Source organism: Arthrobacter sp. MA-N2 (genome assembly GCF_000517125.1).
Classification (GTDB): Bacteria; Actinomycetota; Actinomycetes; order Actinomycetales; family Micrococcaceae; genus Arthrobacter; species Arthrobacter methylotrophus.
Window position 1 is genome coordinate 2682821 of record NZ_KI912155.1, and the last position, 25923, is coordinate 2708743.

At 63.6% G+C, this 25923-nt stretch carries 20 protein-coding genes; 9 read left to right on the plus strand and 11 right to left on the minus strand.

Annotated features, from left to right (window positions below; translation table 11 throughout):
* The first annotated feature begins 105 nt into the window (after positions 1-105).
* Positions 106-270 carry a hypothetical protein gene (locus A3M3_RS28545; RefSeq protein WP_197023219.1) on the plus strand — a complete coding sequence of 55 codons (165 nt, stop codon included), beginning with the start codon at positions 106-108 and terminating at the stop codon, positions 268-270.
* 179 nt (positions 271-449) lie between these two features.
* Here the strand turns inward: A3M3_RS28545 and glnA are convergent, their stop codons facing one another.
* On the minus strand, positions 450-1874 hold the full coding sequence (gene glnA, locus A3M3_RS0113210) for a type I glutamate--ammonia ligase (RefSeq protein WP_028266741.1): 1425 nt from the start codon (positions 1872-1874) through the stop codon (positions 450-452).
* Between the two features lie 319 nt (positions 1875-2193).
* On the opposite strand from glnA, the gene A3M3_RS0113215 reads away from it, so the two are divergent.
* On the plus strand, positions 2194-2631 hold the full coding sequence (locus tag A3M3_RS0113215) for an RDD family protein (RefSeq protein WP_028266742.1): 438 nt from the start codon (positions 2194-2196) through the stop codon (positions 2629-2631).
* 64 nt (positions 2632-2695) lie between these two features.
* On the opposite strand, the gene A3M3_RS0113220 is transcribed toward A3M3_RS0113215, so the two are convergent.
* The 3 genes from A3M3_RS0113220 to lipB all read right to left on the minus strand — a co-directional run bounded on the left by A3M3_RS0113220 (position 2696) and on the right by lipB (position 5234).
* Complete coding sequence (locus A3M3_RS0113220; RefSeq protein ID WP_028266743.1) at positions 2696-3460, minus strand: DUF4191 domain-containing protein; 765 nt, start codon at positions 3458-3460, stop codon at positions 2696-2698.
* A gap of 89 nt (positions 3461-3549) precedes the next feature.
* Positions 3550-4569, minus strand: a complete 1020-nt coding sequence (lipA, locus tag A3M3_RS0113225; protein ID WP_028266744.1) for a lipoyl synthase — start codon at positions 4567-4569, stop codon at positions 3550-3552.
* Positions 4566-5234: a lipoyl(octanoyl) transferase LipB gene (gene lipB, locus A3M3_RS0113230; protein ID WP_028266745.1), complete on the minus strand. Its 669-nt coding sequence runs from the start codon at positions 5232-5234 to the stop codon at positions 4566-4568. Before lipB ends, lipA begins: the two co-directional genes overlap by 4 nt.
* A 141-nt stretch (positions 5235-5375) precedes the next feature.
* On the opposite strand from lipB, the gene A3M3_RS0113235 reads away from it, so the two are divergent.
* The gene (locus tag A3M3_RS0113235) at positions 5376-7034 is read left to right on the plus strand and encodes a serine/threonine protein kinase (protein ID WP_051423160.1); all 1659 of its coding nucleotides are present in this window, start codon (positions 5376-5378) and stop codon (positions 7032-7034) included.
* A 4-nt stretch (positions 7035-7038) separates the two neighbouring features.
* Here the strand turns inward: A3M3_RS0113235 and A3M3_RS0113240 are convergent, their stop codons facing one another.
* The gene (locus tag A3M3_RS0113240) at positions 7039-7938 is read right to left on the minus strand and encodes a TIGR01777 family oxidoreductase (RefSeq protein ID WP_028266747.1); all 900 of its coding nucleotides are present in this window, start codon (positions 7936-7938) and stop codon (positions 7039-7041) included.
* Between the two features lie 83 nt (positions 7939-8021).
* Here A3M3_RS0113240 and A3M3_RS0113245 point away from each other — a divergent pair, with 83 nt between their 5' ends.
* Positions 8022-11522 carry a S41 family peptidase gene (locus A3M3_RS0113245; protein WP_028266748.1) on the plus strand — a complete coding sequence of 1167 codons (3501 nt, stop codon included), beginning with the start codon at positions 8022-8024 and terminating at the stop codon, positions 11520-11522.
* A 75-nt stretch (positions 11523-11597) separates the two neighbouring features.
* Here the strand turns inward: A3M3_RS0113245 and A3M3_RS0113250 are convergent, their stop codons facing one another.
* The 5 genes from A3M3_RS0113250 to A3M3_RS0113270 form a co-directional block, all read right to left on the minus strand.
* Complete coding sequence (locus A3M3_RS0113250) at positions 11598-12026, minus strand: OsmC family protein (protein ID WP_028266749.1); 429 nt, start codon at positions 12024-12026, stop codon at positions 11598-11600.
* A gap of 210 nt (positions 12027-12236) precedes the next feature.
* Positions 12237-12608 (minus strand): membrane protein, encoded by a 372-nt coding sequence (locus A3M3_RS0113255; RefSeq protein ID WP_028266750.1) that lies wholly within the window; start codon positions 12606-12608, stop codon positions 12237-12239.
* A gap of 150 nt (positions 12609-12758) precedes the next feature.
* On the minus strand, positions 12759-14528 hold the full coding sequence (gene sucB, locus A3M3_RS0113260) for a 2-oxoglutarate dehydrogenase, E2 component, dihydrolipoamide succinyltransferase (RefSeq protein ID WP_028266751.1): 1770 nt from the start codon (positions 14526-14528) through the stop codon (positions 12759-12761).
* 106 nt (positions 14529-14634) lie between these two features.
* Positions 14635-16017 carry a dihydrolipoyl dehydrogenase gene (lpdA, locus tag A3M3_RS0113265; protein WP_028266752.1) on the minus strand — a complete coding sequence of 461 codons (1383 nt, stop codon included), beginning with the start codon at positions 16015-16017 and terminating at the stop codon, positions 14635-14637.
* Between the two features lie 234 nt (positions 16018-16251).
* Positions 16252-17769 carry a leucyl aminopeptidase gene (locus A3M3_RS0113270; protein ID WP_028266753.1) on the minus strand — a complete coding sequence of 506 codons (1518 nt, stop codon included), beginning with the start codon at positions 17767-17769 and terminating at the stop codon, positions 16252-16254.
* Between the two features lie 315 nt (positions 17770-18084).
* Between A3M3_RS0113270 and A3M3_RS0113275 the strand changes: the two genes are divergently transcribed.
* From A3M3_RS0113275 to A3M3_RS0113290, 4 genes are all read left to right on the plus strand, one after another.
* Positions 18085-19023, plus strand: coding sequence for a proteasome assembly chaperone family protein (locus tag A3M3_RS0113275; protein WP_028266754.1), 939 nt, complete (start codon positions 18085-18087; stop codon positions 19021-19023).
* A gap of 35 nt (positions 19024-19058) precedes the next feature.
* Positions 19059-20417, plus strand: coding sequence for an MFS transporter (locus tag A3M3_RS0113280; RefSeq protein ID WP_028266755.1), 1359 nt, complete (start codon positions 19059-19061; stop codon positions 20415-20417).
* An 89-nt stretch (positions 20418-20506) separates the two neighbouring features.
* Positions 20507-21793 (plus strand): DUF4192 domain-containing protein, encoded by a 1287-nt coding sequence (locus A3M3_RS0113285; RefSeq protein WP_028266756.1) that lies wholly within the window; start codon positions 20507-20509, stop codon positions 21791-21793.
* A gap of 314 nt (positions 21794-22107) precedes the next feature.
* Complete coding sequence (locus A3M3_RS0113290) at positions 22108-23406, plus strand: RNA polymerase sigma factor (protein ID WP_028266757.1); 1299 nt, start codon at positions 22108-22110, stop codon at positions 23404-23406.
* Between the two features lie 142 nt (positions 23407-23548).
* Here A3M3_RS0113290 and A3M3_RS0113295 read toward each other — a convergent pair whose 3' ends face one another.
* Positions 23549-24961 carry an aminotransferase-like domain-containing protein gene (locus tag A3M3_RS0113295; RefSeq protein ID WP_028266758.1) on the minus strand — a complete coding sequence of 471 codons (1413 nt, stop codon included), beginning with the start codon at positions 24959-24961 and terminating at the stop codon, positions 23549-23551.
* Here A3M3_RS0113295 and A3M3_RS0113300 point away from each other — a divergent pair.
* Positions 24960-25901 (plus strand): DMT family transporter, encoded by a 942-nt coding sequence (locus tag A3M3_RS0113300; RefSeq protein WP_028266759.1) that lies wholly within the window; start codon positions 24960-24962, stop codon positions 25899-25901. The genes A3M3_RS0113295 and A3M3_RS0113300 overlap by 2 nt on opposite strands.
* Positions 25902-25923: the final 22 nt, after the last annotated feature.

Below are 25923 nucleotides of genomic sequence, written 5' to 3' on the forward strand. Positions count from 1 at the left end.
GTGCCGATTGGAATAATAAGCTTACTTACAGTAAGGTTGCTGAGGTTTGCACAGCGATAAAGCAATCATCAAAATGTTTACGACTGAAACGGAAGGTATTACATCATGAATGTCATCCTCGGAATCGTCGCGGTCATCGCGATTCTTTTCTTTATCATTGGCGGCACCGTAAAGGCCCTCGGGTTCCTTCTTTGGATCGCCCCTATTCTGATCGTCCTGGCGATCATTGTCTTCCTCTTCAGGTTGATGAGTGGGCGCCGGCGGGTGTAGGGAAATTGGGGGTCATACCCCGGCACCCTGAGGCCATTACAACAAGGACGGCTGTGTCTTAATTGACACAGCCGTTCTTTGTTTGTGCGGACAATTCACGGTGACTATTTCACTGTGACCGTTAAATGAAGAAGGGGTCACGGGCGCTTGCCCGTGACCCCTCTATCCTTTTGGTGTTATTAGACGCCGTAGTAGAGCTCGAACTCGTACGGGTTCGGGCGCAGCGACAGCGGACGGATCTCGTTCTCGTACTTGTACTCGATCCAGGTGTCGATCAGGTCCTGCGTGAAGACGCCACCGGCCTGCAGGAATTCGTTGTCCTCGCTCAGAGCATCGAGGGCTTCTTCAAGGGAACCCGGAGCCTTGGGGATGTCCTTGGCTTCTTCTGCGGGCAGCTCGTACAGGTCCTTATCGATCGGAGCCGGGGGCTCGATGCGGTTGCGGATGCCGTCAATGCCGGCCATGAGCTGGGCAGCGAACGCCAGGTACGGGTTGGAGGAGGGGTCCGGCGCACGGAACTCGATGCGCTTGGCCTTCGGGTTGGAGCCCGTGATCGGGATGCGGATACCGGCAGAGCGGTTGCCCTGCGAGTAGACCATGTTGACCGGAGCCTCGAAGCCCTTGACCAAGCGGCGGTAGGAGTTCACCGTCGGGTTGGTGAAGGCCAGGACTGCTGAAGAGTGCTTCAGCAGGCCGCCGATGTACCAGCGGGCGGTGTCGGACAGGCCGGCGTAGCCCTTCTCGTCGTAGAACAGCGGCTCGCCACCGGTCCACAGCGACTGGTGGCAGTGCATGCCCGAGCCGTTGTCACCGAAGACCGGCTTCGGCATGAAGGTCACGGACTTGCCCCAGGCGTCAGCGGTGTTCTTGATGACGTACTTGAACTTCTGCAGGTCATCCGCCGCGTGGGTCAGGGTGGTGAACTTGTAGTTGATTTCAGCCTGGCCGGCGGAGCCGACTTCGTGGTGGCTGCGCTCGACCTCAAGGCCGGCTTCATCCAGGGCGAGGCACATGGCGTCGCGAAGGTCAGCCTGCTTGTCGGTCGGGGAGACGGGGAAGTATCCGCCCTTGACAGGGGTCTTGTAACCGAGGTTTCCGCCCTCTTCTTCGCGACCGCTGTTCCAGTGGGCTTCTTCGGAGTCGATCTTGTAGAAGCTGCCCTGCGGGGAAGACTGGTACTGGATGTTGTCGAAGACGAAGAACTCGGCCTCGGGAGCGAAGAACGCGGTGTCGGCAATGCCCGTGGAAGCGAGGTAGGCCTCAGCCTTCTCGGCTACGCCACGGGGATCGCGGTGGTACGGGTCGCCGGTGCGCGGGTTCACGATGGAGAAGTTAAGCGCGAGCGTCTTCTCGATGCGGAAAGCGTCGACGAATGCGGAAGTGACATCCGGGATGAGCTGCATGTCGGACTCGGCGATGCCCTGGAAGCCGCGGATGGAAGAACCATCGAACAACTGGCCGTGGACGAAGAAATCGAGATCTACGCTCTTAGCCGGCACGTTGAAGTGCTGCTGGACACCCGGGAGATCGGTGAAGCGGATATCGACGAATTTGACATCTTCGTCTTTGATGAACTGGAGGACTTCGTCCGCAGTCTTGAACATCTATGCTCCTAACGCATAACAGGTAACAGGCCCTCGGGCCGTCTGGTCCAGCCCAAGCCGGAAGCAGGGAAACAAAAAAGTATCCCTGCGGCGGTGGCTAGCAACTTCTCCAACCCTAGGGAAACGTGATTTCCCCGGAGTGTCGGTATTGTTTCGAGCAGGTTACAGAACTACCTGCTGTGTAAACGCTACTGGTCTACTGCAGTGCCAGTCTATGTCCTTCAGGTGTCTGCCCGTTTCCTTGGGAACTCAGTGGACGGTCCGGCAAGCATCAGCAACCGCCGTCTGGCATCCCTTGGTGAAGCCGTAAGCTTGAACAGTGGTAGATCGTAAAGACATTGGTTCATGGCTCACAGGGCCGGATACGTCCGGAATATCCAAATACCCGGGCGAACGGCTCGGCCTGCCCGAGTCGGGACCCGGCTCCATGGCGAGGGCCGGCCGTCGCATCCTGGCGATCTGCATCGACTGGGTTATCGCCCTGGCGATCAGCAACTTTGCCTTTGGCGGCAACTCTTGGGCAACGCTTGCCGTCTTTGCCGTGGAACAGATCCTCCTGATCGGCACGCTTGGTTACAGCATCGGACACCGCGTTGCAGGTATCCACGTCGTGCGGCTCGGAGGCACGCCGGCGGGGCCTTTGGCAGCCCTGGTGAGGACTCTCCTGCTGTGCCTGGTGATTCCCGCAGTCGTCTTCGATCCTGATCAGCGTGGCCTCCATGACAAAGCGATGAACACAATACTCATTCGGATGTAGACACTTCCGCAGACAAAAAAGCCGCTTGTTTCTGGAGTTTCCAGGAGCAAGCGGCTTTTGTGGTTTAGCGTCCGCGTGCTGCCTTGCGGTCCGGGCGCGCCTTGTAAGGGTCGATGCCCTTGGGGATCGGCAGACGGTTGCCGAGCGAGGAGATCCGCTTGTTGACGGCGCCGACCTCAGTCTTGGTGAGCTCGTTCTTGAACTTGTTCATGGTCTTTGCAATTTGGCTGATGGGCACCTGACCCTCGCCGCGGCCGCTCTCGATCACGTGGATGGTCACGTTCGGGAGGATGCGGGAGAGTTTCTTGCGCTCGGCGTCGGCCAGCGGCTTGACGCGGTGCGAAGGGCCCTCGGTGACCAGTACGACACCCGGGCGGCCGATAGCGCGGAAGACCGCGTCCTGGGTCCTTGGGTTGACGGCGACCGGCTGGTCTTCGGTGATCCAGCCACGGCGCAAGGTTCCCAAGGCCGCACCGGAGGCCCCGGGCTGGTTCTCGATCTGGGCGAAGGCTGCCCGTTCCGCACGGCGAGAGAGGATGAAGACAGCTGCAAGCAAGCCCAAAGGAATGCCGATGATCAGGCCCGTGACCCAGTTGTTCAGGAGCAGCCCGACAACGAGGCTGACAGCAACGACGCCGAGGAACGCCAGTAGCATGAGCCACACAACGATGGGATCGTTGCGGCGGGTCATCTTGAAGACCTCGCCGATCTGCTTCAGCTGGCTCGGCTTCTTGGCCTTGGCTTCCTTGGGCTTGCGGGAAAACAAGCCGCGCTTGGGAGCGTCGGCAGCCGATGTTGTCGAGTTGCTGGAATCAGGGGATTTCGCCATAGTGCCTTAATTCTACGTGATTTGCGGCAAAGGACCGGACGCCGGACTTATCCGGGACCCGGTCCTTTGGCTATGAGTTTGCGGACCCGCTACGAGCCCTGTGCGAGGAGGGTGCGGGCTTCCTGGCGGGTGGTGCCGGAGTCTTGGATGCCTTCGGCGATGTGGGCCAGGTGCACCGGGATCTCGCGGCCTTTCTTGCGCATCGCGGTGGCCCAGAGGCGGCCGGCGCGGTAGGAGGAGCGGACGAGGGGGCCGGACATGACGCCGAGGAAGCCGATTTCCTCGGCTTCGGTGGCGAGGTCGACGAATTCCTGGGGCTTGACCCAGCGGTCCACGGGCAGGTGCCGTTCGGAGGGGCGCAGGTATTGGGTGATGGTGATCAGGTCGCAGCCCGCGGCGTGCAGATCGGTCAGGGCTTCGGAGATTTCTTCGCGGGTTTCGCCCATGCCCAGGATCAGGTTGGATTTGGTGACCATGCCGCGGGCCCGGCCCTGGGTGATGACGTCCAGGGAGCGGTCGTAGCGGAACGCGGGGCGGATGCGCTTGAAGATCCGGGGCACGGTTTCGACGTTGTGCGCGAAGACCTCCGGGTTCGAGTCGCAGATCGCGTTGATGTGTTCGGCTTTGCCGGAGAAGTCCGGGATGAGCAGTTCGACGCCGGTGCCGGGGTTCAGTTCGTGGATCTTGCGGACGGTTTCGGCGTAGAGCCAGACGCCTTCGTCGGGGAGGTCATCGCGGGCCACGCCGGTCACGGTGGCGTAGCGCAGGGCCATGGACTGGACGGAGCGGGCGACCTTGGTGGGTTCGAACATGTCCACCGGTGAGGGTTTGCCGGTGTCGATCTGGCAGAAGTCGCAGCGGCGGGTGCATTCGGAGCCGCCGATCAGGAAGGTCGCTTCCTTGTCTTCCCAGCATTCGAAGATGTTCGGGCAGCCGGCTTCCTCGCAGACGGTGTGCAGGCCTTCCTTTTTCACGAGGTTCTTCAGGCCCACGAATTCCGGGCCCATCTGGACCTTGGCCTTGATCCATTCGGGCTTGCGTTCGACCGGGACGGCTTTATTGCGCTGTTCAACGCGCAGCAGCTTACGGCCTTCAGGTGCCAGGGTCACTGGAGTGCTCCTTCGGGGCTGGATACGAGTGCTTCTTCGTGCTTGCGGAACTCTTCCTTGAAGCGCTCGGCAATGTCGGCGGGGTTGATGGTCCTGCCGGTTTCGATGGACATAGTGGTGACGCTGGCATCGGTGATGCCGCACGCGATGATCTGTGCGTAAGGAGCGAGATCGTTGCTGCAGTTGATGGCCACGCCGTGCATAGTGACACCGTCCAAGACCCGGATTCCGATTGCGGCGATCTTGCGGTCGGGGCCCTTGACGTCAGCGAGGACCCAGACTCCCGCCCGGCCTTTAACCCGGGTGGCCTTGATCCCGTAGTCCTCCATGATCGCGATCATGACGGCTTCGAGGCGCTCGACGTAGTCACGGATCCCGGCACGGTTCTTCAGTTTGAGAATGGGATAGGCAATCAGCTGGCCCGGACCGTGCCAGGTCAGCTTGCCGCCACGATCCACGGGAACAACAGGAGTGCCGTCAAACGGGCGCTCATGGTCTTCCGTGAGCTTGCCTGCCGTGTAAACCGCCTCGTGCTCGAGGAGCAAGACGGTGCTGGGTTTCTCGCCCGCAACAACCTTGTTGTGGAGTTCGCGCTGGATATCCCAGCCCTGCATGTAGTCGACGAAATCCGGGGCAAGACCCAGCTGTGAAAACTCAAGAGTCATGGGGACAAGCTTAGACCCCGCTGGGCGGAGGCCATGATTTTGTGGCCAAGCTCTCAGTCGTACCGCTGCAACTGCGGTTTCGACAAGGCAGCCTGTGGATAACTTCTGCGGCAATCCGGGAAATCCGGTATCTCTTGAGGCATGGAGACTTTTGCGTCCGGCAAGGGCGACCAAGACGACGAGAAAGACGAGAAAGACGAGAAAGACGAGAAAGCAGGGGCCGCCCCGGGGACCGGTGGTTCCGAACCGGTGATTCCCGGCTTTGTCCCCGTCCGGGAGCTGGGCCGCGGTGGATCCGCCGTGGTGTGGCTCGCCGTGGACCAACGGTCGGGCGACGGATTCGCAGTGAAGTGCATTGCCCGCGAAACCGATCCGGCGGAACCGGGCGAGGCCACAACCCCTGTGCTCCGGGAGGTGCAACTCCAGCCGCGGCTGGACCATGAACACCTAGTCAAAGTTCGTGGCGTCGTCACGTTGTCGGGGGCATATGATGGCGGCCTGGGCCTGGTCATGGACTACGCACCCGGGGGTTCGCTGGGCCAGCTGGTGTCCAGCAGGGGGCGTCTCGGCGTGGGCGAGACAGTGACTATCCTGACTCCCCTCGCCCAGGCTTTGGCGTACCTGCACCATCAGGGCATGACCCACTCCGACGTTTCGCCGGGGAATGTGCTTTTCACCGCCCAAGGGAAGCCGCTTCTGTCGGATCTGGGAATTTCGCGGATAGTGGGGGATGCGGCAGGTGTCCCGGATGCTGGCACTCCCGGATTCGTCGATCCAGCTCCCATCGCCGGGCAGCGGGCCGAGCTCCAACCCGAGCGGGACACTTACGCCCTCGCTGCCCTTGGTTGGTATTGCCTTACCGGTTCCGCTCCAGGCGCCGCGGCCCGCAGGCCACCCCTGACGTTGCTTGTTCCGGAGGTACCCGCCGCCCTGGCCGTTGCCATCGAGGCCGGTCTTCATCCGGAGGTGAGTCAAAGGCCTTCCGCGAGCGAATTAGGTACAGCCGTTTACCGGAGCTCAGCGCCCGAACCCGTTGACCTTTCCGTTTCGGTGCATGCGACGGTCATTCCGGAACTGCTGACCCGGCGTCGGGCTTCTGGTCCTCGCCCAAGGCGGACCCGCGTGGCGGCGTTTTTCGGCCGTTTCCGCTCGCCACGGGGAGGAAGAAAGGGCCATTGGGCCCTTTCGCTCGTTTCCACACGACGACGGGCCGCGTCCATGCTGTTCACCGTCGGGGTACTTGTGGCTGTCGGTTCGGCAATTACGGTGTGGTGGGCCGGAGATAGGGGGCAGGGAGTTGAGCAGCAGACTCCGACGCCGGCTTCCAGCGGGTTGGAGGGTCAGCGGGGAAATGCTCCGCTTCCTGCCGGCGTCAGGGGACTTCCCGACAGGGTGCAGCGCCAGATCCAGTCGCCGGACCCCGAGGAAGCCCTCCGGGGACTATCGGCGCTCCGCGACGTGGCTTTCAATTCGGGCAGGCTTGAGCTGTTGGAACACGTCAACGCGCAGGGCTCGGCCGCAGCTGCCGCGGACACCAAGACCAGGGACGAACTGCAAGGAGGCGGTTTGGTTCTTGCGGGCTTCTCCACCACTTTGACCAGCGTGCGCTCGGAGGACGCGCCGAGCTCCGAGCGAGCAACAGTTGCCGTCACGGTGGAGGCTTCGGCCTATGCGGAACAGGATTCCACGGGGAAAATGCTCCGCTCCCGTCCTCCTGGCAAACCGCAGGAACTCCGGGTGGTTCTCCAGCGTTTCGAGGGCGCGTGGCGTATCAAGGAAATCCTGGCCAAGAAGGATTAAGCGATCACTTGCCGCCGCTCGCCACCCACCGGGCCGCGTCCGCAAGCGCTGGGTGCTCCCAAGTGAAGCCCGCGTCCATAAGCCTCGCCGGTTCCATGCGCTGATTGGCAAGGACCAGCTCCTCAGCCAAATGGCCGCCCAAGACGAGTCGTAGAGCCGGGGCGGGTACGCGGAGGAACGCTGGACGGTGCAAGGCAGCCGCCAACTGCGCAACGATGGCGTTGACGTCAGCGCTTTCCGGGGCGCAGACGTTGACTGGACCCTCGATCGATGAGCCGAGCAGGTAAGCGAAGGCGGAGACTTCATCCACCAGGGAAATCCACGGCCAGTACTGCCGGCCGTTTCCCAGCGGGCCACCCACGCCCAGCTTCAATAATGGAAGGAGCGGGCCCAACGCACCGCCGGCCGGGCTGAGGACCACGCCGGTGCGCGGGGTCACCACTCGCACTCCGGCGGGTGCCGTGTGGGCGGCGGCCTCCCATTCGACGCACAGGGTAGCCAGCATGCCCTTGCCTGGTCCCGCATCTTCCCGGAGCAGACCCTGCCGGGACGAACCGTAATAGCCCGACGCCGATTGGCTCAAAAACGTTCCGGGCGGGGCTGCCAGCCGTGCCATGGCCGCCGTAAGCGTCGTAGTTGTCCGCAAGCGTGAGTCGATGATCTCCCGCACGCGTGTTTTCGTCCAGCGGCGGTCACCGATGCCGGCCCCGGAGAGATTGACCACTGCGTCCGTGCCGTCGAGCACTGCCTCGTCCAGTTGCCCCGCGGCAGGATCCCAAAAAGCCTCGCCGGTTCCTGCCGGTGGACGGCGAACCAGGCGGACGACGTCGTGCCCTTGAGCGAGAAGATGCCCGGACAGTGCAGTTCCAATGAATCCCGAAGCACCCGAAATCACGATTCGCATGCCTCATCACATCATGGCGAGCGTCACTCCGGCACTACGGCAGGCCTCAAGGGGCTCCCTTCTCCTTTGACTATGATCGAACAATGACCTCCTCCAGCTACTTCCGTTTCCCGCATGTGCACGGTGATCTGCTTACTTTCGTGGCCGAAGACGACGTTTGGATCGCCCCCTTGGCCGGAGGCCGCGCGTGGCGGATTTCAGCCCAGCAGTTGCCTGCACGCAATCCCCGCTTCACCCCGGACGGCAAGCGGCTCGTCTGGACGACGATCGTCGGGGCTGCTCCCGAAGTGGTGACAGCAGAGGTCGACGGCGGCGGGTACCGGCAGTTGAGCTACTTCGGCCACAGCACCACCCGGGTCAAAGGATTCACCTCCTCGGGCGACGTGGTCGTTACGACCGCGTTCGAACAGGCTGAGGGACGGCACACACATGCTTACGCCTTACCCCTCGACGGTGGCCCCGCCGTCGAGCTCCCATTCGGTCCGGTGGAATCGCTGGCGTTTGGCCCGGAAGTGGGGGACGAACGGCCCGTAGTCCTTGCCAGCGTGCTCTCCCGGGAGCCGGCATGGTGGAAGCGTTACCGTGGCGGTACCGCTGGAAAACTGTGGATTGATGCCGACGGTAACGGCGAGTTCGCCCGGCTGCTTCCGGAACTCGACGGGAACCTCGCAGATCCCCTATGGGTGGACGGTCGGATTGCTTTCCTTTCGGACCACGAGGGTTACGGAAATCTCTACTCTGTGCAGCCGGACGGTTCGAACCTGCGTCGGCACACCGATCACGAGGACTTCTACGTACGGCATGCCGCAAGCGACGGCAAACGGGTCATCTTTGAATCGGCCGGCGAGTTGTGGATCCTGCCGACGCTCGACGCCACGTCCGAAGCAGTGCGTCTGGAGATTACGCTGGGCTCGTCATCGCAGTCGCGCCGCCCGGCGCCCCTCAAAGTTGCCGCCCACTTGGGCGAAGTCTTCCCCAACGCAGCAGGTTCGGCCAGCGCGGTGGAAACCCACGGGACCATCCACTGGCTGCGCCACAAAGACGGACCATCCCGGGTGGTCGAAGCGACTCCCGGCGTCCGCGCAAGGCTTCCCCGGCCCCTCATCGACGGTCGCATCGCTTACGTGGCAGACCACGACGGCGTCGATTCCGTGTACATCAAGCGGATTGCCCCTCGAATCGGCCAGCCCGTCCTCAAAGCGCCGGTCCCGGACACCACACCGGAGCCGCGCGAAAGTGCGGAGGGCGGGGCCGAGCAACTGCCCCGCCCCGTTTCGGCGTCGGCTATCGCCGGGCAGCCTGTCACGTCCGGCGTCCGGCTACCGGAAACGTATGCGGAGCCGGTCCCGCCTTCCGGGGAGAAGGAAGCTGCCCCGGTAGGAGCCGCGGATGACCGGGCGGAAGGGCCGCGCATCGATGTCCTGCGCATTGACTTTCCCAAGGCAGCCCGTCCGAGCGCCCTCGAGCCCAGCCCTGATGGCCGGTGGCTTGCCGTGGGAACTGCGTTCGGGGACGTCTACCTGGCCGACGCGGCCAGCGGCACCTTGTCGCTGCTGTTCAGCGTCGGGGACGGCAGCATTGACGGCCTCGCGTGGTCTCCCGACTCACAATGGCTGGCGTGGTCCGAACCCGTCACGGCCTTCGGCTCCCGGAGCAAATTGCGCATGGTCAGCACCGCCAAGCCGGAAGACATCGTGGATGTCACCGATGGACGATTCTGCGACGAATCACCAGCGTTCACTCCCGATGGCAAGTTCCTGGCGTTCCTGTCCAACCGCAGTTTTGATCCCGTCTACGACGGCCATGCCTTTGACTTGTCTTTCCCCAGCCCCATCAAGCCCTATCTCGTGGCTCTCGCAGCGGACACTCCGTCTCCATTCGGCCCGGTAGTGGACCTTCTGGACGAGGATGACGTTGAGCCTGCCACATCGGCGAAGGATGGGGCCTCGCCTACCGTCCAGGTCCGCGTGGACATCGAGGGCCTGCCCTTGCGAGTGGTGGGTGTCCCGGTGCCTCAGGGTAACTACTCGGAACTTTCGGCCTCCGGCGGAGCGTTGCTCTGGCTCGACACGCCGCTTTCGGGAGTCACCGGCGACGGCCGTGGAAAGGTGCAGGACAAGGCACCCGCTCCCGCGCTGGTCCGCTACGAGCTTTCGAAGCAGAAACACGTCACCCTGGTCTCCGCGGTCGAGCGCTATCGCCTGTCCGGAGATGGCAAGAAGCTGGTCTACGTCAATGACAAACAGGTTGTTGCCGTACCGTCGGACGCCAAGGTTGACGAAGAATCCGGTGAGCTCGTGAAAGTTGAGCTGAACCGTATCCGGGTCGTCCTGGATCCAGTGGCCGTATGGGGACAGGCATTCGACGAAGCATGGCGGCTGCAGCGGGACTTCTTCTGGACCGAAGACATGGCAGGACAGGACTGGGAATCGGTACACCGGAGGTACCGTCCAATCGTCGAACGACTGGGTTCGCACGACGATCTTGTGGACCTCTTGTGGGAACTGCACGGGGAGCTGGGTACCTCGCACGCTTACGTGCGTCCGGCGGCAGTGAGTGAACCCGGGAGCAATGGACAGGGCAGGCTCGGTGCCGACCTCAAGCTCACGGAGGCCGGCTGGGAGATCACGCGCATCCTCGCCGGAGACACTTCGGACCCTCTGGCAAACTCCCCGTTGACCCGGCCTGGAGCCGATGCGAAGGTGGGCGACGTCATTCTGGCGATCGACGGCGTCGGGCTGTCCGCGGACCGTACTCCGGCCCAACAGCTGGTCGGCGCGGCAGGCCGGGCAGTGGAACTCACGCTGTTGAACGGCGCCGGGCACGGTGAAGCAGCGGGCCGGCAGCGGCGGATCGCCGTGGTTCCAGTGAAGGACGAGGAACGCCTGCGGTACCAGGAATGGGTGCACGCCAACAGGCGCACCGTGCGCGAGGCCTCGGACGGAACGTTCGGCTACCTGCACGTTCCGGACATGATGGCCAACGGCTGGGCGCAGCTTCACCGGGACCTCGACACGGAGACTGCGCTTGATGGGCTGATTGTTGATGTCCGTCGCAACCGCGGTGGCCATACTTCCCAATTGGTGGCCGAACTGATCGGCCGCAAGGTCACCGGCTGGAGCATGCCCCGCGGCGAAAAGCCGCGCACGTACCCTCATCACGCTCCGCGCGGTCCAGTCATCATCCTGACCGACGAATTCGCCGGCTCCGATGGGGACATCATCACCCAGGTGTCCAAACTCCGGGGCATCGGCCCGGTCATCGGTACCAGGACCTGGGGCGGCGTCGTGGGCATCGACAACCGCTTCACGCTGGCAGATGGCACCGGTGTGACGCAACCCCGCTATGCGACTTGGTTCTCCGGGGGCATCGGCTGGAGCGTGGAGAACTTCGGGGTGGAGCCTGACATCGAAGTGGTGTTCCCGCCGCACGCATATGCAGCTGGCACTGATCCCCAGTTGGAGTACGGGATCGGCGCGCTTAAGGAAATGGTCCAGGAACTGCCCACGGACCGGCCTCCGCTGCGTGAGGGCTACCGCAAGGTCCGCCCGGCCAAGCTGCCCGCGAGGCCGCACAAGGGCTAGCGGCTAAGCCACAACAGCGAAGTCCCCGCCTCCCGGAAGGAAGGCGGGGACTTCGCTGCTTTGGACGTGTTGCCGCTAGGAAGCGAGCGTGGCGTCCAAGGTGATCGGGGTTGCCTTGAGCGCCTGTGAGACCGGGCAGTTGACCTTGGCGTCTTCGGCGAGGCGCTGGAATTCTTCTTCGGAGACGCCGGGGATGCGTGCGCTCACGGTCAGGTGGATGCCCGTGATGCCCTCGCCGGGCTGGAAGGTCACGTCGGCCTTGGTGTTGACCTCTTCCGGCGTGAAGCCTGCGCCTGCCACGCCGTTGCTGAAGGCCATGGAAAAGCATGCCGAGTGTGCGGCGGCAATCAACTCTTCGGGGCTGGTCTTGCCCTCCGCGGACTCCGCGCGGGCCTTCCAGGTGACGTTGAAGGTTCCGAGTCCGGAGCTGTCCAGCGTGGTGTTGCCGGCGCCTTCGATCAGGTTGCCGTTCCATACGGTGTGTGCGGTGCGTGTTGTAGCCATGTCCACTCCTCAGCGTCGTTGCGAATTGGCGTCCGGATGCCGGATGCCGCCGGGTTCAATCCTAGGGATTCGACGACGGCGGCGCACCGCTTGTCCGCTCTCAGAGGATTGTGACTGCCGAGCTAGAGACAGCAGCGGCCGCCGGGACGGGAGGGTCCGGGCGGCCGCTCTGTTCGTTCCTCGCGGCGTGTTCCGCGGGGTTCTCCCGGATTACTGCCAGATGGTCGCAATCGCGATGTTGAGCAGCGCCAGTCCGCCTACTCCGTGGGCCAGGCCGGTAGAGACCGGTTCGCCCTTCTTGACCTTGCGCGCACCGATGACGGCCATCACGGCGACTGCGAGACCGATGGCGAACTTGATGCCGAGCTTGAAGTAGTTGGGTTCGCCGAATTCGGCCGGGTCTTGATTGTGGAGCACCGGCAGGAGACCCATCATGGCAATACCGGTAATCAGCTGCACGAACGCGCCGTCGCGCTGGCGTGGGTGGACGGTGGGCTGCTTCATGGTGGCGATCCAGTAGCCCACAATCATGGCTGCGCCGACGATGTGCAAGAACAGCAGGACGTTGAAGAGAATACTCATGGCCCCAGCTTAGCCAGAAACTTCTACGTGCCGTAGCAAAGCCACGGAACAAAATGAAGGCAAAAAAGGGCAGGTCCCGGCAGTTTCGTGCCGGGACCTGCCCGTTGCTAGCGCAACCTCAGGCGTTGCATGCTATCGGGGCGACTGGGATTAGAGACCCAGGTCAGCTTCGAACAAACCCTCTTCAAGGCGGGCCTTGAGGGTCTGCAGGAAGCGGCCTGCGTCGGCGCCGTCCACCAGTCGGTGATCGTACGTCAGAGACAGGTACATCATGGAGCGGATAGCGATAGAGTCGTCGCCGTTCTCGTCGGCAACCACTACCGGGCGCTTGACGATGGCACCAGTACCCAGGATTCCCACCTGCGGCTGGTTGATGATCGGCGTGTCGAACAGGGCTCCGACAGAACCGATGTTGGTGATGCTGAAGGTGCCGCCGGACAGCTCGTCCGGACCAATCTTCCCTTGGCGGGTGCGGCTGGCGACGTCGGCGATCTTGCTGGCCAGGCCGGCGAGGTTCAGGTTGCCGGCGTCGGTAACGACCGGAACCAGCAGGCCCTTGTCGGTGTCCACCGCAATCGCGAGGTGTTCCGCGTTGTGGTAGGTGATCTCCTGCTTGTCCTCGTCATAGGCAGCGTTCAGCTTGGGGTGCTGCTTCAATGCCTCGGCGACAGCCTTGGCGATGAATGGCAGGAAGGTCAGCTTGACGCCGTTCTGAGCCTCGAAGGAACCCTTGGCCTTGAGGCGGAGCTTGGCGATCTTGGTCATGTCGACCTCGTGCACCTGGGTCAGCTGCGTGGAGGTTTCGAGGGATTCGCGCATGCGACGGGCGATGACCTGGCGGATGCGGGGAGCCTTCTCGACAGTCCCGCGCAGCGAGGACGCCGCAACCGGGGCGGCAGCGGGCTTCCCGGGGGCTGCCGGTGCGGCGGACGCCGCCGCGGAAGTCGAGGCTGCCTGCGCCGCCGTTTTCATTGCGTCGGCCGCGGCGAGGACGTCCTGTTTCCGGATACGGCCGCCGACGCCGGTGCCAGCCACCGTGCTGATGTCAACACCGTTCTGGTTGGCAAGCTTGCGGACAAGGGGGGTGACGTAGCCGGATTCCGCCGGAGCCGACGGCGCAGCTGCGGGTGCGGCGGCTGGTGCAGGTGTGGCAGGGGCCGCGGCCGGTGCAGGCACTGCTTCAACAACGGGTGCCGGGGCAGCTGCCGCGGCGGCCGGTGCCGGGGCAGCTGCGGCGGCGGCCGGTGCCGGAGCAGCTTCGGGTGCAGCGGCGGCGGGTGCGGGTGTAGCGGCGGCAGGTGCGCCGGAGCCGATGACGGCAAGAACGGCGCCGACCTCCGCAGTGTCGTCCTCGTTGACGCGGATCTCGAGCAACGTGCCGGCCACGGGGGAAGGGATCTCGGTGTCGACCTTGTCGGTGGAGACCTCGAGGAGCGGTTCGTCGACCTCGACGGTGTCGCCGACGGCCTTGAGCCAGCGGGTGACGGTGCCTTCAGTGACGCTTTCGCCCAGGGCAGGGAGGGTCACGTCGTGGCCCGATGCCTGGCCGGAGCTTGCTGCGGGGGCTGCGGTTGCTTCGGCTGCGGGAGCCGGTGCTGCTTCAGGGGCGGGTGCCGGTGCCGGGGCGGGAGCTGCCGGGGCTTCTTCCGCAGGTGCGGCTGCGGGTGCTGCAGCGCCGTTGCTGCCGCTGCCGATCCGAACCAGGGGAGCGCCGACCTCGGCGGTCTCGTCTTCAGCTACGAGAATCTCTTCGATGATACCGGCAATAGGAGACGGGATTTCGGTGTCTACTTTGTCGGTGGAAACTTCGAGCAGGGGCTCGTCGACTTCCACTCGGTCACCAACCTGCTTGAGCCAGCGGGTAACGGTGCCTTCGGTGACGCTTTCACCAAGGGCGGGCAAGTTAACGGATTCAGACATGTCGTCCCCGTTCTCCTTATTGATCTTTAGTGCGGATGAGTGTTGCCTGCTGGGGTCCTGCGTCCGCAGTTCGTGCGGGCGCAGGACCGGGTGTCTTGCGAAAGACTTAGCCGTGGAGCGGCTTGCCTGCCAGCGCGAGGTGGACTTCGCCCAGGGCCTCGTTCTGCGTCGGGTGTGCGTGGATGAACTGGGCCACGTCTTCCGGGTGTGCTTCCCAGTTGACGATCAGCTGTGCTTCGCCGATCTGTTCGCCCATGCGCGAGCCGATCATGTGGATGCCGACGACGGGACCGTCCTTCTGGCGGACCACCTTGACGATGCCACTCGTTCCCAAAATAGAGCTCTTGCCGTTGCCAGCCAGGTTGTATTCCTGGATCTGGACCTGGTCGTCGCCGAACTTCTCCTTGGCGCCCTTTTCGGTGTAGCCAACGGTGGCGATTTCAGGTTCGCAGTAGGTGACCTTCGGGATGTTCACGTCTTCGACGACCACCGGCTTCAGGCCGGCGATCTCTTCGGCAACGAAAATGCCCTGCTGGTACCCGCGGTGGGCGAGCTGGACGCCGGGGACGATGTCACCGACTGCGTAGATGTTGCCGACGCCGGTGTGCAGGCGTTCGTTGGTGATGACGAAGCCGCGATCGATGGTGACGCCTGCTTCTTCGTACCCGAGGTTCGCAGTGACCGGGCCACGGCCCACGGCAACCAGGAGGAGATCGGCTTCGAAGGTCTGGCCGTCGACCAAAGTGACCTTCACGCCGTTCTCGTCCTGCTCCACGCCCTGGAAGAAGACGCCGGTGCTGAACTTGATGCCGCGCTTCTTGAAGGCGCGCTCCAGGTTCTTGACTATGGCGGTGTCCTCGTTGGGAACGAGGGAGGGGAGGCCTTCAACAATGGTGACGTCGACCCCGAAGGACTTCCAGACAGAAGCGAATTCGACGCCGATGACGCCCCCGCCGAGCACGATCACGCTCTTCGGGATGTAATCCATGGTCAAAGCTTCATCGGAGGTGATGACGCGGCCGCCGATTTCCAGGCCCGGGAGGGAGCGGGAGTAGGAACCCGTGGCCAGGACGATGTTCTTGCCCTTGTAGGCGGTGCCGTTCACGACGACGGTGTCGGTGCCGTGCAGCTTGCCTTCGCCTTCGATGACAGTGATGCCCTTGGACTTGATGAGTCCCTGCAGGCCCTTGAACTTACCGGCGACAATTCCGTCTTTGTAAGCGTTCACAGCATTGATGTCGATGCTGTCCAGCGTGACGTTGACGCCGTACTTGGCGGAGTCGCGTGCGTGGTCGGCCAGTTCCGCCGAGTGCAGGAGTGCCTTGGTGGGGATGCACCCGTTGTGCAGGCAGGTGCCGCCGAGTTTGCCCTTCTCGACGAGGCCAACGGTGAAACCAAGCTGAACGGCACGCAGGGCCGTGGCGTAGCCGCCGCTGCCGCCGCCGAGTACCAGGATGTCGAATTCTTGCGCAGTTGCCTGATCGGCCACTAGGACGCTCCCTCGCGTGAGCGATGACACGCGACTACGCGTCATCTGGTCTTGGAACTTGTACTGCGGCGATTATGCCAGCACCGAAGTTCTCTTGCATTTGTGACTACCGTGGTTCACCTTAGCGAACCACTTATCCATGCTCCACCCTGCCGAGGCTTTTGTGGGGCGCTTGTGGCCAGACTCACGTCGGGCCGTGGGGCCGGTCATGACCGGCCCCACGTGGGTGCCGGTTCAGGCCGTTGCCAGCAGGTCTTCCACGTAGGCAAGCAGTGTCCGGACGGTGCAACCGGTGCCCTGCTTGGGGGTGTAGCCGTAGGGGTTGCCGTTGTTGAAGGACGGACCGGCTATGTCGACGTGTGCCCAGGGGATTTGCTTGCCCGCGGCGTCCTTGCCGACGAACTCGCGAAGGAAAACGGCTGCGGTCATCATGCCGCCGTGGCGTTCGCCGATGTTGGCGATGTCGGCCACCTGCGAGTCGAGGCTGGCCCGAAGTTCCTCTGGCAGCGGCATCGGCCACACGAGCTCGCCGGCGCGGTCTGCGGCGGACTTGAGCGCGCCGGTGACGGCGTCGGATCCCATGACACCGGCGGTGCGGTTGCCGAGGGCGATCAGTTGCGCGCCCGTGAGCGTTGCGACGTCGATGATGGCATCAGGCTGTTCGAGGCTCGCCGCCACGATCCCGTCCGCCATGACAAGGCGTCCCTCGGCGTCGGTATTGAGAACCTCAACCGTCTTGCCGCCGTACACCGTGAGGACGTCGGCCGGGCGCTGTGCCGCGCCGGACGGCATGTTCTCGGCAATGCAGAGCCACGCGGTCACCTTGACCGGCAGCCCGAGCCCGGCGACCGCCAAGACCGTATTAAGTACGACGGCGGCACCCGCCATGTCGCTCTTCATGTCGCCCATGCCGAGGGCGGGCTTAATGGAAATGCCGCCAGTGTCAAAAGTGATGCCCTTGCCGACCAGTGCGATCTTCCTGGTGGCCTTGGCCGGGGCGTACTCGACCTTGACCAGTCGGGGCTGACGGGTTGAACCCTTGCCGACGCCAAGGATTCCGCCGAAGCCGTCCTTTTCGAGGCGCTTCTCGTCCCACACGGTCACCTTGACGGGAAGTCCCTTGGAGAGTTCTTTGGCAGCTTCGGCAAAGGACTCAGGGAAAAGGTGGCTCGGCGGCTGGTTGACCAGGGTGCGGGTGTTGTTGACTGCGCGTCCCACGAGCAGGGCCCGGTCAAGCGCAGGCTGGACGTCCTTGCTGTCAAATGCCGTGTGGATCAGGACTTTGCCGACGGGATCCTTGAGGCCATCCTTGCTGGAGCGGTGCTCTGTGTAGGAGTAGGAACCCAACACGGCGCCCTCGGCGACGGCCGCGACGTCGTCGAGGGACGCCGTCGGGAGCGCGAGGGTCACGGAGGACAAGCCGGCCAGCTGGCGGACGGCGGATCCAGCCGCGCGGCGCAGGGCCTCTTCCGAGAGGAGGGTGTCGGCAACCTTGCCGACACCTGCCAGAACCAGAACGGCCGAACCGGTCTCCGGAAGACCTGGCAGACGGTGAACCTGATCGGCTGCTCCAGTGATGCCGAGGAGGCCCAACGAAGCCGCGAGGGATTCCGCGGCTTTCGCGCCCAGGGGATTTCCGAGCAGCACTGGCCCGTCCTCGCCCTGTCCGATGCCTATCACGAGTGCGTCGCTGGGCGACTTCTTCAGGTCCTTGGCGATCGTGCCAAGGGTGATGTCTGTAGTCTTCACCACGAGGATCTGTCCTCATCTCTCTCTGCATGGCTTGGCCGGGCTGCATGTTAGGCGCCGGCCCTGATACCCCTCGGTCGCCAGCTTGTGGCAACGTCGGTGGTTGAGTGGTCCGCGCACAGCGGCACGTCTTGATCGTAGTCGGTTTGCCGGGCCGGAAAGCAATTAAATGAGATTTGCAGCACATCGATTGAGAGGAATGCGTGGCTGGTCCTAAACGTTGTATCAATACATGGAGCGTGGCTGGCCGCCGAGGCATTGCCGCGGTGTGTAGCCGCCTGCTCCTCCTCGAATGTGTAACCGCGAAAGGAAAACGCCGTGTTTGAACGGATTTCCGGCTCCCTCCTTGACCCCGAGTCGCTCTACGCGAGCAACATTGAGCTCTTCCACAGCCCGGACATCAGGGGCCTCAACATGCTGATGGGCTTCACTGGGTTTGCCGATGCCGGCCACGTGGTCCAGCAGATCAACCGTGAACTGCTGGATGCACTCGAAGTCGAAACCGTGGCGGTATTCGATGCCGATCAGCTCATCGACTACCGCACGCGCCGTCCCCACATCAGTTTTGTGGAAGACCATCTGGAGGATTACAAAGCTCCCCAGTTGGCGCTATACAAGCTCAATGACGGTTTGGGCGAGCCATTCCTGCTGCTTGCCGGTTTTGAACCTGACCTGCAGTGGGAGCGTTTCTCGCGCGCCGTCGTCGGGATCGTGGAAAAACTCGACGTGAACCTGGTCACCTGGATCCACTCGATCCCCATGCCGGTTCCGCACACGCGGCCGGTTGGCGTGACGGTGCACGGAAACCGGCCTGAACTCATCGAGGGGATCTCGACGTGGAAACCCACGGTCGAGGTTCCTTCGGCCATCGGCCACATCCTCGAACTGCGGTTGATGGAAGCCGGGCGGAAAGTGGCTGGATACGTCATCCATGTCCCGCATTACCTGGCGGACGCCGAGTACCCGTCGGCTGCGGTCGCGGGCCTTGAATACTTGGGAGCCGCGACCTCCCTCATGCTCCCCACCGACCGACTCCGTGAGGCCGGAAGGGAAGTGGGCCGGCAGATCGCCGAGCAGGTGGAGGCATCCGAGGATGTGCAGCAGGTGGTCTCGAACCTCGAATCGCGCTACGACGACAAAGCCGAGGGAACCACCCGCCGGTCCTTGCTCGCCGACGAGAACGACGAGCTGCCTAATGCCGAGGACCTGGGTGCGGCGGTTGAGGCTTATCTCGCGCGCAAAGATGCGCGCCCTTAAAGCAGCTTTAATCCTGCCCCGGGCATAATGGAGGGGTGAACGCACCCCGCGCCTGGCTCATTTGGACGATCGGGGTGCTTGCCTACCTCGTGGCAGTCGCCCAGCGCACATCTTTTGGTGTGTCCGGACTGGAAGCGACCGAGCGGTTCCATGCCAGTGCCGCGGCCATTTCCTTCTTCACAGTGCTCCAACTGCTGGTCTACGCCGGCCTCCAAATACCGGTCGGGCTCCTGGTCGACCGTTTCGGCTCCCGCGCGATGATTGCGAGCGGTGCCGTCCTGATGGGACTCGGCCAACTCCAGCTGGCATATGCCGACGCGGTTCCGGCTGGTGTTCTCGGCAGGGTGCTCGTCGGCGCCGGCGACGCCATGACGTTTGTCTCTGTCATACGCCTCGTCCCGATTTGGTTTGCCCCGGCGCGGGTTCCGCTCGTCACCCAGCTGACCGGCATGTCGGGCCAGCTCGGCCAGCTCATTAGCGTGGTGCCCTTCGCGCTGGTCCTTCATTCTGCAGGCTGGACTACGGCTTTCCTCGCGCTGAGCTCCCTGTCCGCGCTCGCCGTCGTCCTTGTCGTAGCCCTCCTCAGGGACGTTCCGCCCGGCCACCCGCCGCGTGAGAGTGGCCAGGGGCTGCGTGCCACCGGGGTGACTTTGGCTCGCGCCTGGCAGCAACCAGGGACGCGACTGGGGCTCTGGAGCCACTTCACGGTCCAATTCAGCGGGAACGTCTTTGCCATGTCCTGGGGCTACCCGTTTCTGGTGTCCGCGCAGGGCCTGGATACCGCGACTGTGTCCGCCCTGATGGGTCTGTTCGTTGTCACGAGCATTCTGGTCGGTCCTTTGTTCGGAACCTTCGTGGCCAGGCACCCCATGCGACGCTCGGCCATGGTTCTGCTGATTACCGTGGCCACCGCGCTCGCTTGGGCTGCGGTCCTGGCGCTCCCGGGCAGGGCGCCTCTGTGGTTGCTCGCCCTGCTGGTGGTTGTCCTGGCCATCGGAGGCCCCGGCTCCATGATCGGTTTTGACTTCGCCAGAACCTTCAATCCTTCGCACCGGATCGGCACAGCCACGGGCATCGTCAACGTGGGCGGTTTTGTTGCGGCGCTCTTGACGATCTACTTGGTGGGGCTGATTCTCGACGTACTCCATTCCAGTGGTTTTTCGGGCGGGGAACTGTACAGCCTGGCGTCCTTCCGCATCGCGCTCAGCGTGCAGTTCCTGTTCTTGCTGGTGGGTGGCGTGTTGATACTTGTCACCCGTCGCAAGGTGCGCCGCCAGATGGCGGCCCAAGGCGTACACGTTCCGCCCCTCTTGGTATCGCTGGCAACTCAGCGTCGGCGCCGTGTGGAATTGCGCCGCGAACGTCTCGCGAAGCAGCGAAGCGCCAGCCAGTAGCGGTGTTCCTCCACAAGGTCGTCGCGGCGTTGTCCACATAGGGCAATTGGGGGCTGTCATCGCCGCGAATTGCTGCGGATGCTGGATTCATGACAGCAGACAACCGAGTAACCGTCTCCCGGGCCGAAGACATCCTGGCCTTCATTCCCCATGCCTTGGGACTCTGGCCGAAGGAGAGCCTCGTGGCCATCACCTTGCGCGGCCAAACCATCGGCGCCACCCTGCGCGTGGACCTTCCATCTGCGAGGTCCGAAAGAGTGCTTGCCGCGTATTCGCGGACGATCGGCGAATATTTGGAAGCGGACCGTGATGCCGATGGAGTACTCCTGGCGATCTTCAGCGACGAGGGGTGGGATGACGGCGGCGTGGTCCAAGGCAACGTGTCGCTGCTGTCGTCACTTGAACCGGTCCTGGCCGGCTGTGGGCTTGCGCTGCGGGATGCATGGTTCATCGGTTCGGAGTATTGGCGGAGCGCGTTCTGCGCCGATGTGGAGTGCTGTCCCATCCCCGGGCGTCCCGTGGACCAGATCCTTGATAGCCGGATTAATGCGGAAATGGTCTTCAGGGGGAGCAGCATCCGGGAATCACCGCAGCTGCTTGGGCCTCGGGACGAACCTGCCGTAGATCCCGGATTCATGCGTGCGGAAGACGGCAAGCTGGAAGAAATGCTTCAGGGGTGGCGAAGCGGGAGGGCATTCGAAGAAGTGCTGGATGTCTGGACACGGGTCCTTGATGGTGGCCCTCCCGAAGAATTCGACGCTGAGGCTGCGGCGTTTCTGCGGGCGAGCCTCAGGGTCCCCGCGTGGCGCGACGCAGTTGTGGTCCTGGCAGCTGCGGGGAAAGCAGTCGCCCGCGGCGGCGCAGAAGCGTTCTGCTCCTTCTACCGCGACGGTGACGAAGGGGAACCTTTGGTCATTCCGCACGGGCTGCGTCCCGCGTCCCGGGTGCCACTGAAACCGGAGGGAACCAGGAGACCATCGGAAACAGGGAATGTCCAGGGATCCTCCGGATCCGGGGAATCTTCGTGGAGTGCGGACAGGGACATCAATGCTTTGCGATACGGGGACGTGTTGCTGGGTCTTCACCCGGAGCATCCAGACTGGGCCCGGATGACGAGCCTGGACGAGGTTCTGGCTATGCTCTCGCGGCACGGCGTGGGGGAGGGACGTGCGGCTGCGCTCACGATCCGGGGGTGGATTCATTGGTGCCAGGGACGGGGGTCGTTCGCCGACGAGCTCTTTTCGCAGGCAAGCGCCGAGCAACCAGGCTATCGGCTTGCCGAACTTCTAAGCGAAGTGTTGCGGCGCGGCACTGTGTGTGGCTGGGCCAAGAACCCCTCGTCTGCATGGCGGAAGTTCGGTGGGGCAGCGGCATGATGCGAAGCCATGACGCGGGGCCTCCGGGTGCGCGCTGTTGCGCACAGTCCGCTGGAGCGTAATTGTCTGCAAGGAGGCTGAAATCGACCTCCGGAATCCAAAACCGTGAGACAATGATTGCCGAGACCCGGTTGGGTCCGTGATTCATGCGCCGTAAATGTCCCCGGATTCAGGGAACATTTAGGCGTCGGCGGGAGTTTTACCTTAAGACTCTGCAGTCGGCGATGGCACTTGAAATTGATCGCGGACTTGACAGGGTCATAGTGGTGTTGCCCCCATGGTGATTCCACAGACCGCCGCTAGAAAGGTTTTCTGTGACCCCGTCTTCCGCCGAGAAGGAACCCGCCGCCCTGGCCGAACTGTCCGCCGAAGAAAAGAAGGCGGCTGTAGCTGCGAAGCGTGCGGCAACGCGTGCTGCCAACGCTTCGACTCCAGGTGCAGAGAAGCCGGCACCCAAGAAGCGCGGGCCCAAGCCCGGCGCCAAGGCCGCTGCCGAAGCAGCCAACAACTCCGCCGGCGCCGACGACGACTCCGAGGAAGAAGTCGAGGATCTTGACGCCGTCGTTCCCGACGACGCAGAGCTCACGGAGGAAGTCGAAGAAGGCGAAGAGGGCAAGAAACCCGCCACCACCGGTTCCGGTTTTGTCTACTCGGATGCCGATGACGACGACGCACCTGTCCAGCAGGTGATGTCTGCCGGCGCCACCGCCGACCCTGTCAAGGACTATCTGAAGCAGATCGGCAAGGTTGCCCTGCTGAACGCGGAGCAGGAAGTCGACCTTGCGCTCCGTATTGAAGCCGGTCTCTTCGCCGAAGAGAAGATCAATGCCGATGACGGATCCATGGACCCGAAACTCAAGCGTGAGCTCGAGTTCATCATCCACGACGGCAAGCGGGCCAAGAACCACCTCCTTGAAGCCAACCTGCGCCTGGTGGTTTCCTTGGCCAAGCGCTACACGGGCCGTGGCATGTTGTTCCTGGACCTCATCCAGGAAGGCAACCTGGGTCTGATCCGCGCCGTGGAGAAGTTCGACTACACCAAGGGCTTCAAGTTCTCCACCTACGCCACGTGGTGGATCCGCCAAGCCATTACCCGTGCCATGGCGGACCAGGCCCGCACCATCCGTATTCCCGTGCACATGGTGGAAGTCATCAACAAGCTGGCCCGTGTTCAGCGCCAAATGCTGCAGGACCTCGGACGTGAACCTACTCCTGAGGAACTGGCGCTCGAACTGGACATGACGCCCGAGAAAGTCGTCGAAGTCCAGAAGTACGGCCGCGAGCCGATCTCGTTGCACACCCCGCTTGGCGAGGACGGCGACTCCGAATTCGGCGACCTCATCGAGGACTCCGAAGCTGTTGTGCCGGCGGACGCGGTGAGCTTCACCCTCCTCCAGGAGCAGTTGCACTCGGTGCTTGATACCTTGTCCGAGCGGGAAGCAGGCGTGGTCGCGATGCGCTTCGGTCTCACCGATGGCCAGCCGAAGACTTTAGACGAAATCGGCAAGGTCTATGGAGTCACCCGCGAACGCATTCGTCAGATCGAATCGAAGACGATGTCCAAGCTGCGCCACCCTTCGCGGTCGCAGGTTCTGCGCGACTACCTTGACTAAAGCAACGGACGAGCGGCCTTAAACCGCACGGCCCGTGACGAAACGGACCCCCGGATTATTCCGGGGGTCCGTTTCTTTTCTGCCTTCCCGCAAGGTGCCTGGACGCAGCTGCCGCGGAAAGACCAGGTTCACTGCGTTGCTTCTAGCGGCTGTTACGTTCCAGCGACTGTCCGAGGATTCGTGCACCTTCGGCAAACGCGGCAGGATTAGGTCCGGCGAAGTTGAGCCGGATGAACGGACCTGCCGGTTCTGCCGGGAACCATTCGGTGCCGACAGCAATGATGACCCCGGCACTCTCGCAATCACGGCTCAGCTTTTCGAGGTCGGTTCCGTCGGGAAGCCGTGCCCACAGGTTGAGCCCGCCTTTGGGGATGAGGCTGAGGTGGGCTTGGGGGGCGTGCTTCTGAAGACTTGAGACGAGGAGGTCGCGGCGTGATTGGAGCTGATGGCGGAGGCTGCGAAGATGTGTCTGCCACGCCGGCTGCGTCACGACGTCGAGTGCCGCCGCCTGGAGCAGACCGCTGACATACATCGACTCGGCTGCCCGGTCCGCCAGAATGCGTTCGCGGGCCGGGCCGCGTGCGATCACTGCAGCGACCCGGACTGCGGGTGACACGCTCTTCGTGAGGGAGCGGAGGTAGACGACATGGCCCGAATCGTCACGCGCAGCGATCGGCACAGGAGACGAGGTGATGCCGAAGTCGTGGGCCCAGTCGTCCTCCACCAGGAATGCGCCGTGCTGGCGGACGACCTCCAGGACTTGTTCGACCCGTCGGGTGGGCCATTGCGCTCCGGTGGGGTTGGCGTAGTTCGGCTGGGCGTAGAACAGCCGTGCGCCCGTCTCTTCAAAAGCCCTGGCCAATTCGTCGGGATCGGGACCCTCCGGACCGCTGGGCACCGGAACCACCTGGACGCCCGCTTGCGCTGCGGCCAGGATGGCTCCCCAGTAGCTGGGTGATTCCATCAGCAGGGGCTGCCCATGGCCAAGCAGCGCACTGAAGATGGAGCTGAGGCCGCTTTGGCTTCCCGGGAGCACGATGACGTCGCTCGGCGTTGGCGGGGTAACCCCTGCCGGCGTCGCGGCGCCCAGTTCGTGGGCGAACCACGACTGCAGTTCGGGCAGCCCGGGAGCCGGCGGGCGGGACAAAGCTGCGTCGCCCCGGGCCGCGCGGGCGAACGCCGCACGCACCAGGCGCTCCGGCAGGAGTTCCCGGTCCGGGTAGCCGGAGTGGAACGCAATGATGTCGTTCGAGGTGTCGCGCATCGTCGTGGACGCCGAGCGGGCAGGCGCTTGTGGCGCCCGCAGCGCTGCAGTCTGCCAGCCATAGTCTGACGGGCGCGCTGAACGGACGGCCCGCACGAAGGTCCCGACGCCGGGCCGGCTCTCGATCAGTCCCTGGGCGGTGAGTGCCTGCAGTGCTTTCTGCACGGTCACCGGGCTTGCCTTGTACTCGGCAACCAATGATCGCGTGGACGGCAGCCGGGAGCCCGGAACGGCTTTCGAAATCCATTCCCGTAGTCGCGTCGCAATCCGGGAACTGCTATCGTTACTCATGAGAGACTATAGTAGCGCTACTACATTAATTCGCCCAGCGATACCCTCCACTTCCGTCACAGGCCTCTGGTGGGGCCTTCTGGGAGTAGCGGCCTTCTCGTTCACTGTTCCCTTCACCAAGGTGGCCGTCGGGGGCCTGTCGCCCCTGTTTATTGGTTCGGGCCGCGCCGTCGTCGCATCGATACTCGCCGGAAGTGCGCTCCTGCTCACCAGACAGCGCCTTCCTCAAGGTACCCAATGGGCGCGGCTGGCTGTCGTTGCCGCCGGGATTGTTGTCGGCTTCCCGTTGCTCACCTCGTTCGCGCTCACGACGGCGGCCGCCAGCCACGGTGCCGTCGTCATCGCTCTGCTCCCTGCCGCCACCGCTACAGCCGCCGTCCTGCGCGGGCGGGAACATCCGCCGAGAGCCTTCCGGGTGGTCACTGCGGTGGGGGCCATTGCCGCGATTGCTTTTGCGTCCTCGCAGTCGGGTGGTTTCGGGCAGCTTGACTCGGCGGACCTCCTGCTCCTCGGTTCCGTCCTGGCAGCGGCCATGGGGTATGCGGAAGGCGGACTGCTCGCGCGCGAACTCGGCGCATGGCAGACCGTATCCTGGGCGCTGGTTCTCGCCCTTCCGTTGATGGCCGGCCTGGCCGCCCTCTCCTTGGCTCAGCAGCCGCCGTCAGCCACACCGGTCCAGTGGGCGGCTTTCGGATACCTCGGCATCGTCAGCATGTTCCTGGGTTTCTTCGCCTGGTACAGGGGCCTTGCCCTCGGCCCCATGGCCAGAGTCAGCCAGATTCAACTTGTCCAGCCCGTGCTGAGCATTTGCTGGGCCGGGCTGCTGCTCGGTGAAACCCTGAGCTGGATCACAATCGCCGGTGGCATCGCCGTCATTGTCAGTGCTGGAATCGCGGTTCGGATCCGGCTCAATCCCACGCCTGCGCAACAGGACCGCTGAGGACGAGCAGAACACAACGCTT

Bases quoted from the DNA above. Each gene is read 5' to 3' on its own strand.
- A3M3_RS28545 (WP_197023219.1), top strand. From the start codon at position 106: ATGAATGTCATCCTCGGAATCGTCGCGGTCATCGCGATTCTTTTCTTT.
- A3M3_RS0113295 (WP_028266758.1), bottom strand. From the start codon at position 24,961: ATGAGTAACGATAGCAGTTCCCGGATTGCGACGCGACTACGGGAATGG.
- A3M3_RS0113285 (WP_028266756.1), top strand. From the start codon at position 20,507: ATGACAGCAGACAACCGAGTAACCGTCTCCCGGGCCGAAGACATCCTG.
- A3M3_RS0113245 (WP_028266748.1), top strand. From the start codon at position 8,022: ATGACCTCCTCCAGCTACTTCCGTTTCCCGCATGTGCACGGTGATCTG.
- sucB (WP_028266751.1), bottom strand. From the start codon at position 14,528: ATGTCTGAATCCGTTAACTTGCCCGCCCTTGGTGAAAGCGTCACCGAA.
- lipB (WP_028266745.1), bottom strand. From the start codon at position 5,234: ATGACTCTTGAGTTTTCACAGCTGGGTCTTGCCCCGGATTTCGTCGAC.
- A3M3_RS0113300 (WP_028266759.1), top strand. From the start codon at position 24,960: ATGAGAGACTATAGTAGCGCTACTACATTAATTCGCCCAGCGATACCC.
- A3M3_RS0113220 (WP_028266743.1), bottom strand. From the start codon at position 3,460: ATGGCGAAATCCCCTGATTCCAGCAACTCGACAACATCGGCTGCCGAC.
- glnA (WP_028266741.1), bottom strand. From the start codon at position 1,874: ATGTTCAAGACTGCGGACGAAGTCCTCCAGTTCATCAAAGACGAAGAT.
- A3M3_RS0113250 (WP_028266749.1), bottom strand. From the start codon at position 12,026: ATGGCTACAACACGCACCGCACACACCGTATGGAACGGCAACCTGATC.
- A3M3_RS0113235 (WP_051423160.1), top strand. From the start codon at position 5,376: ATGGAGACTTTTGCGTCCGGCAAGGGCGACCAAGACGACGAGAAAGAC.
- A3M3_RS0113255 (WP_028266750.1), bottom strand. From the start codon at position 12,608: ATGAGTATTCTCTTCAACGTCCTGCTGTTCTTGCACATCGTCGGCGCA.
- A3M3_RS0113240 (WP_028266747.1), bottom strand. From the start codon at position 7,938: ATGCGAATCGTGATTTCGGGTGCTTCGGGATTCATTGGAACTGCACTG.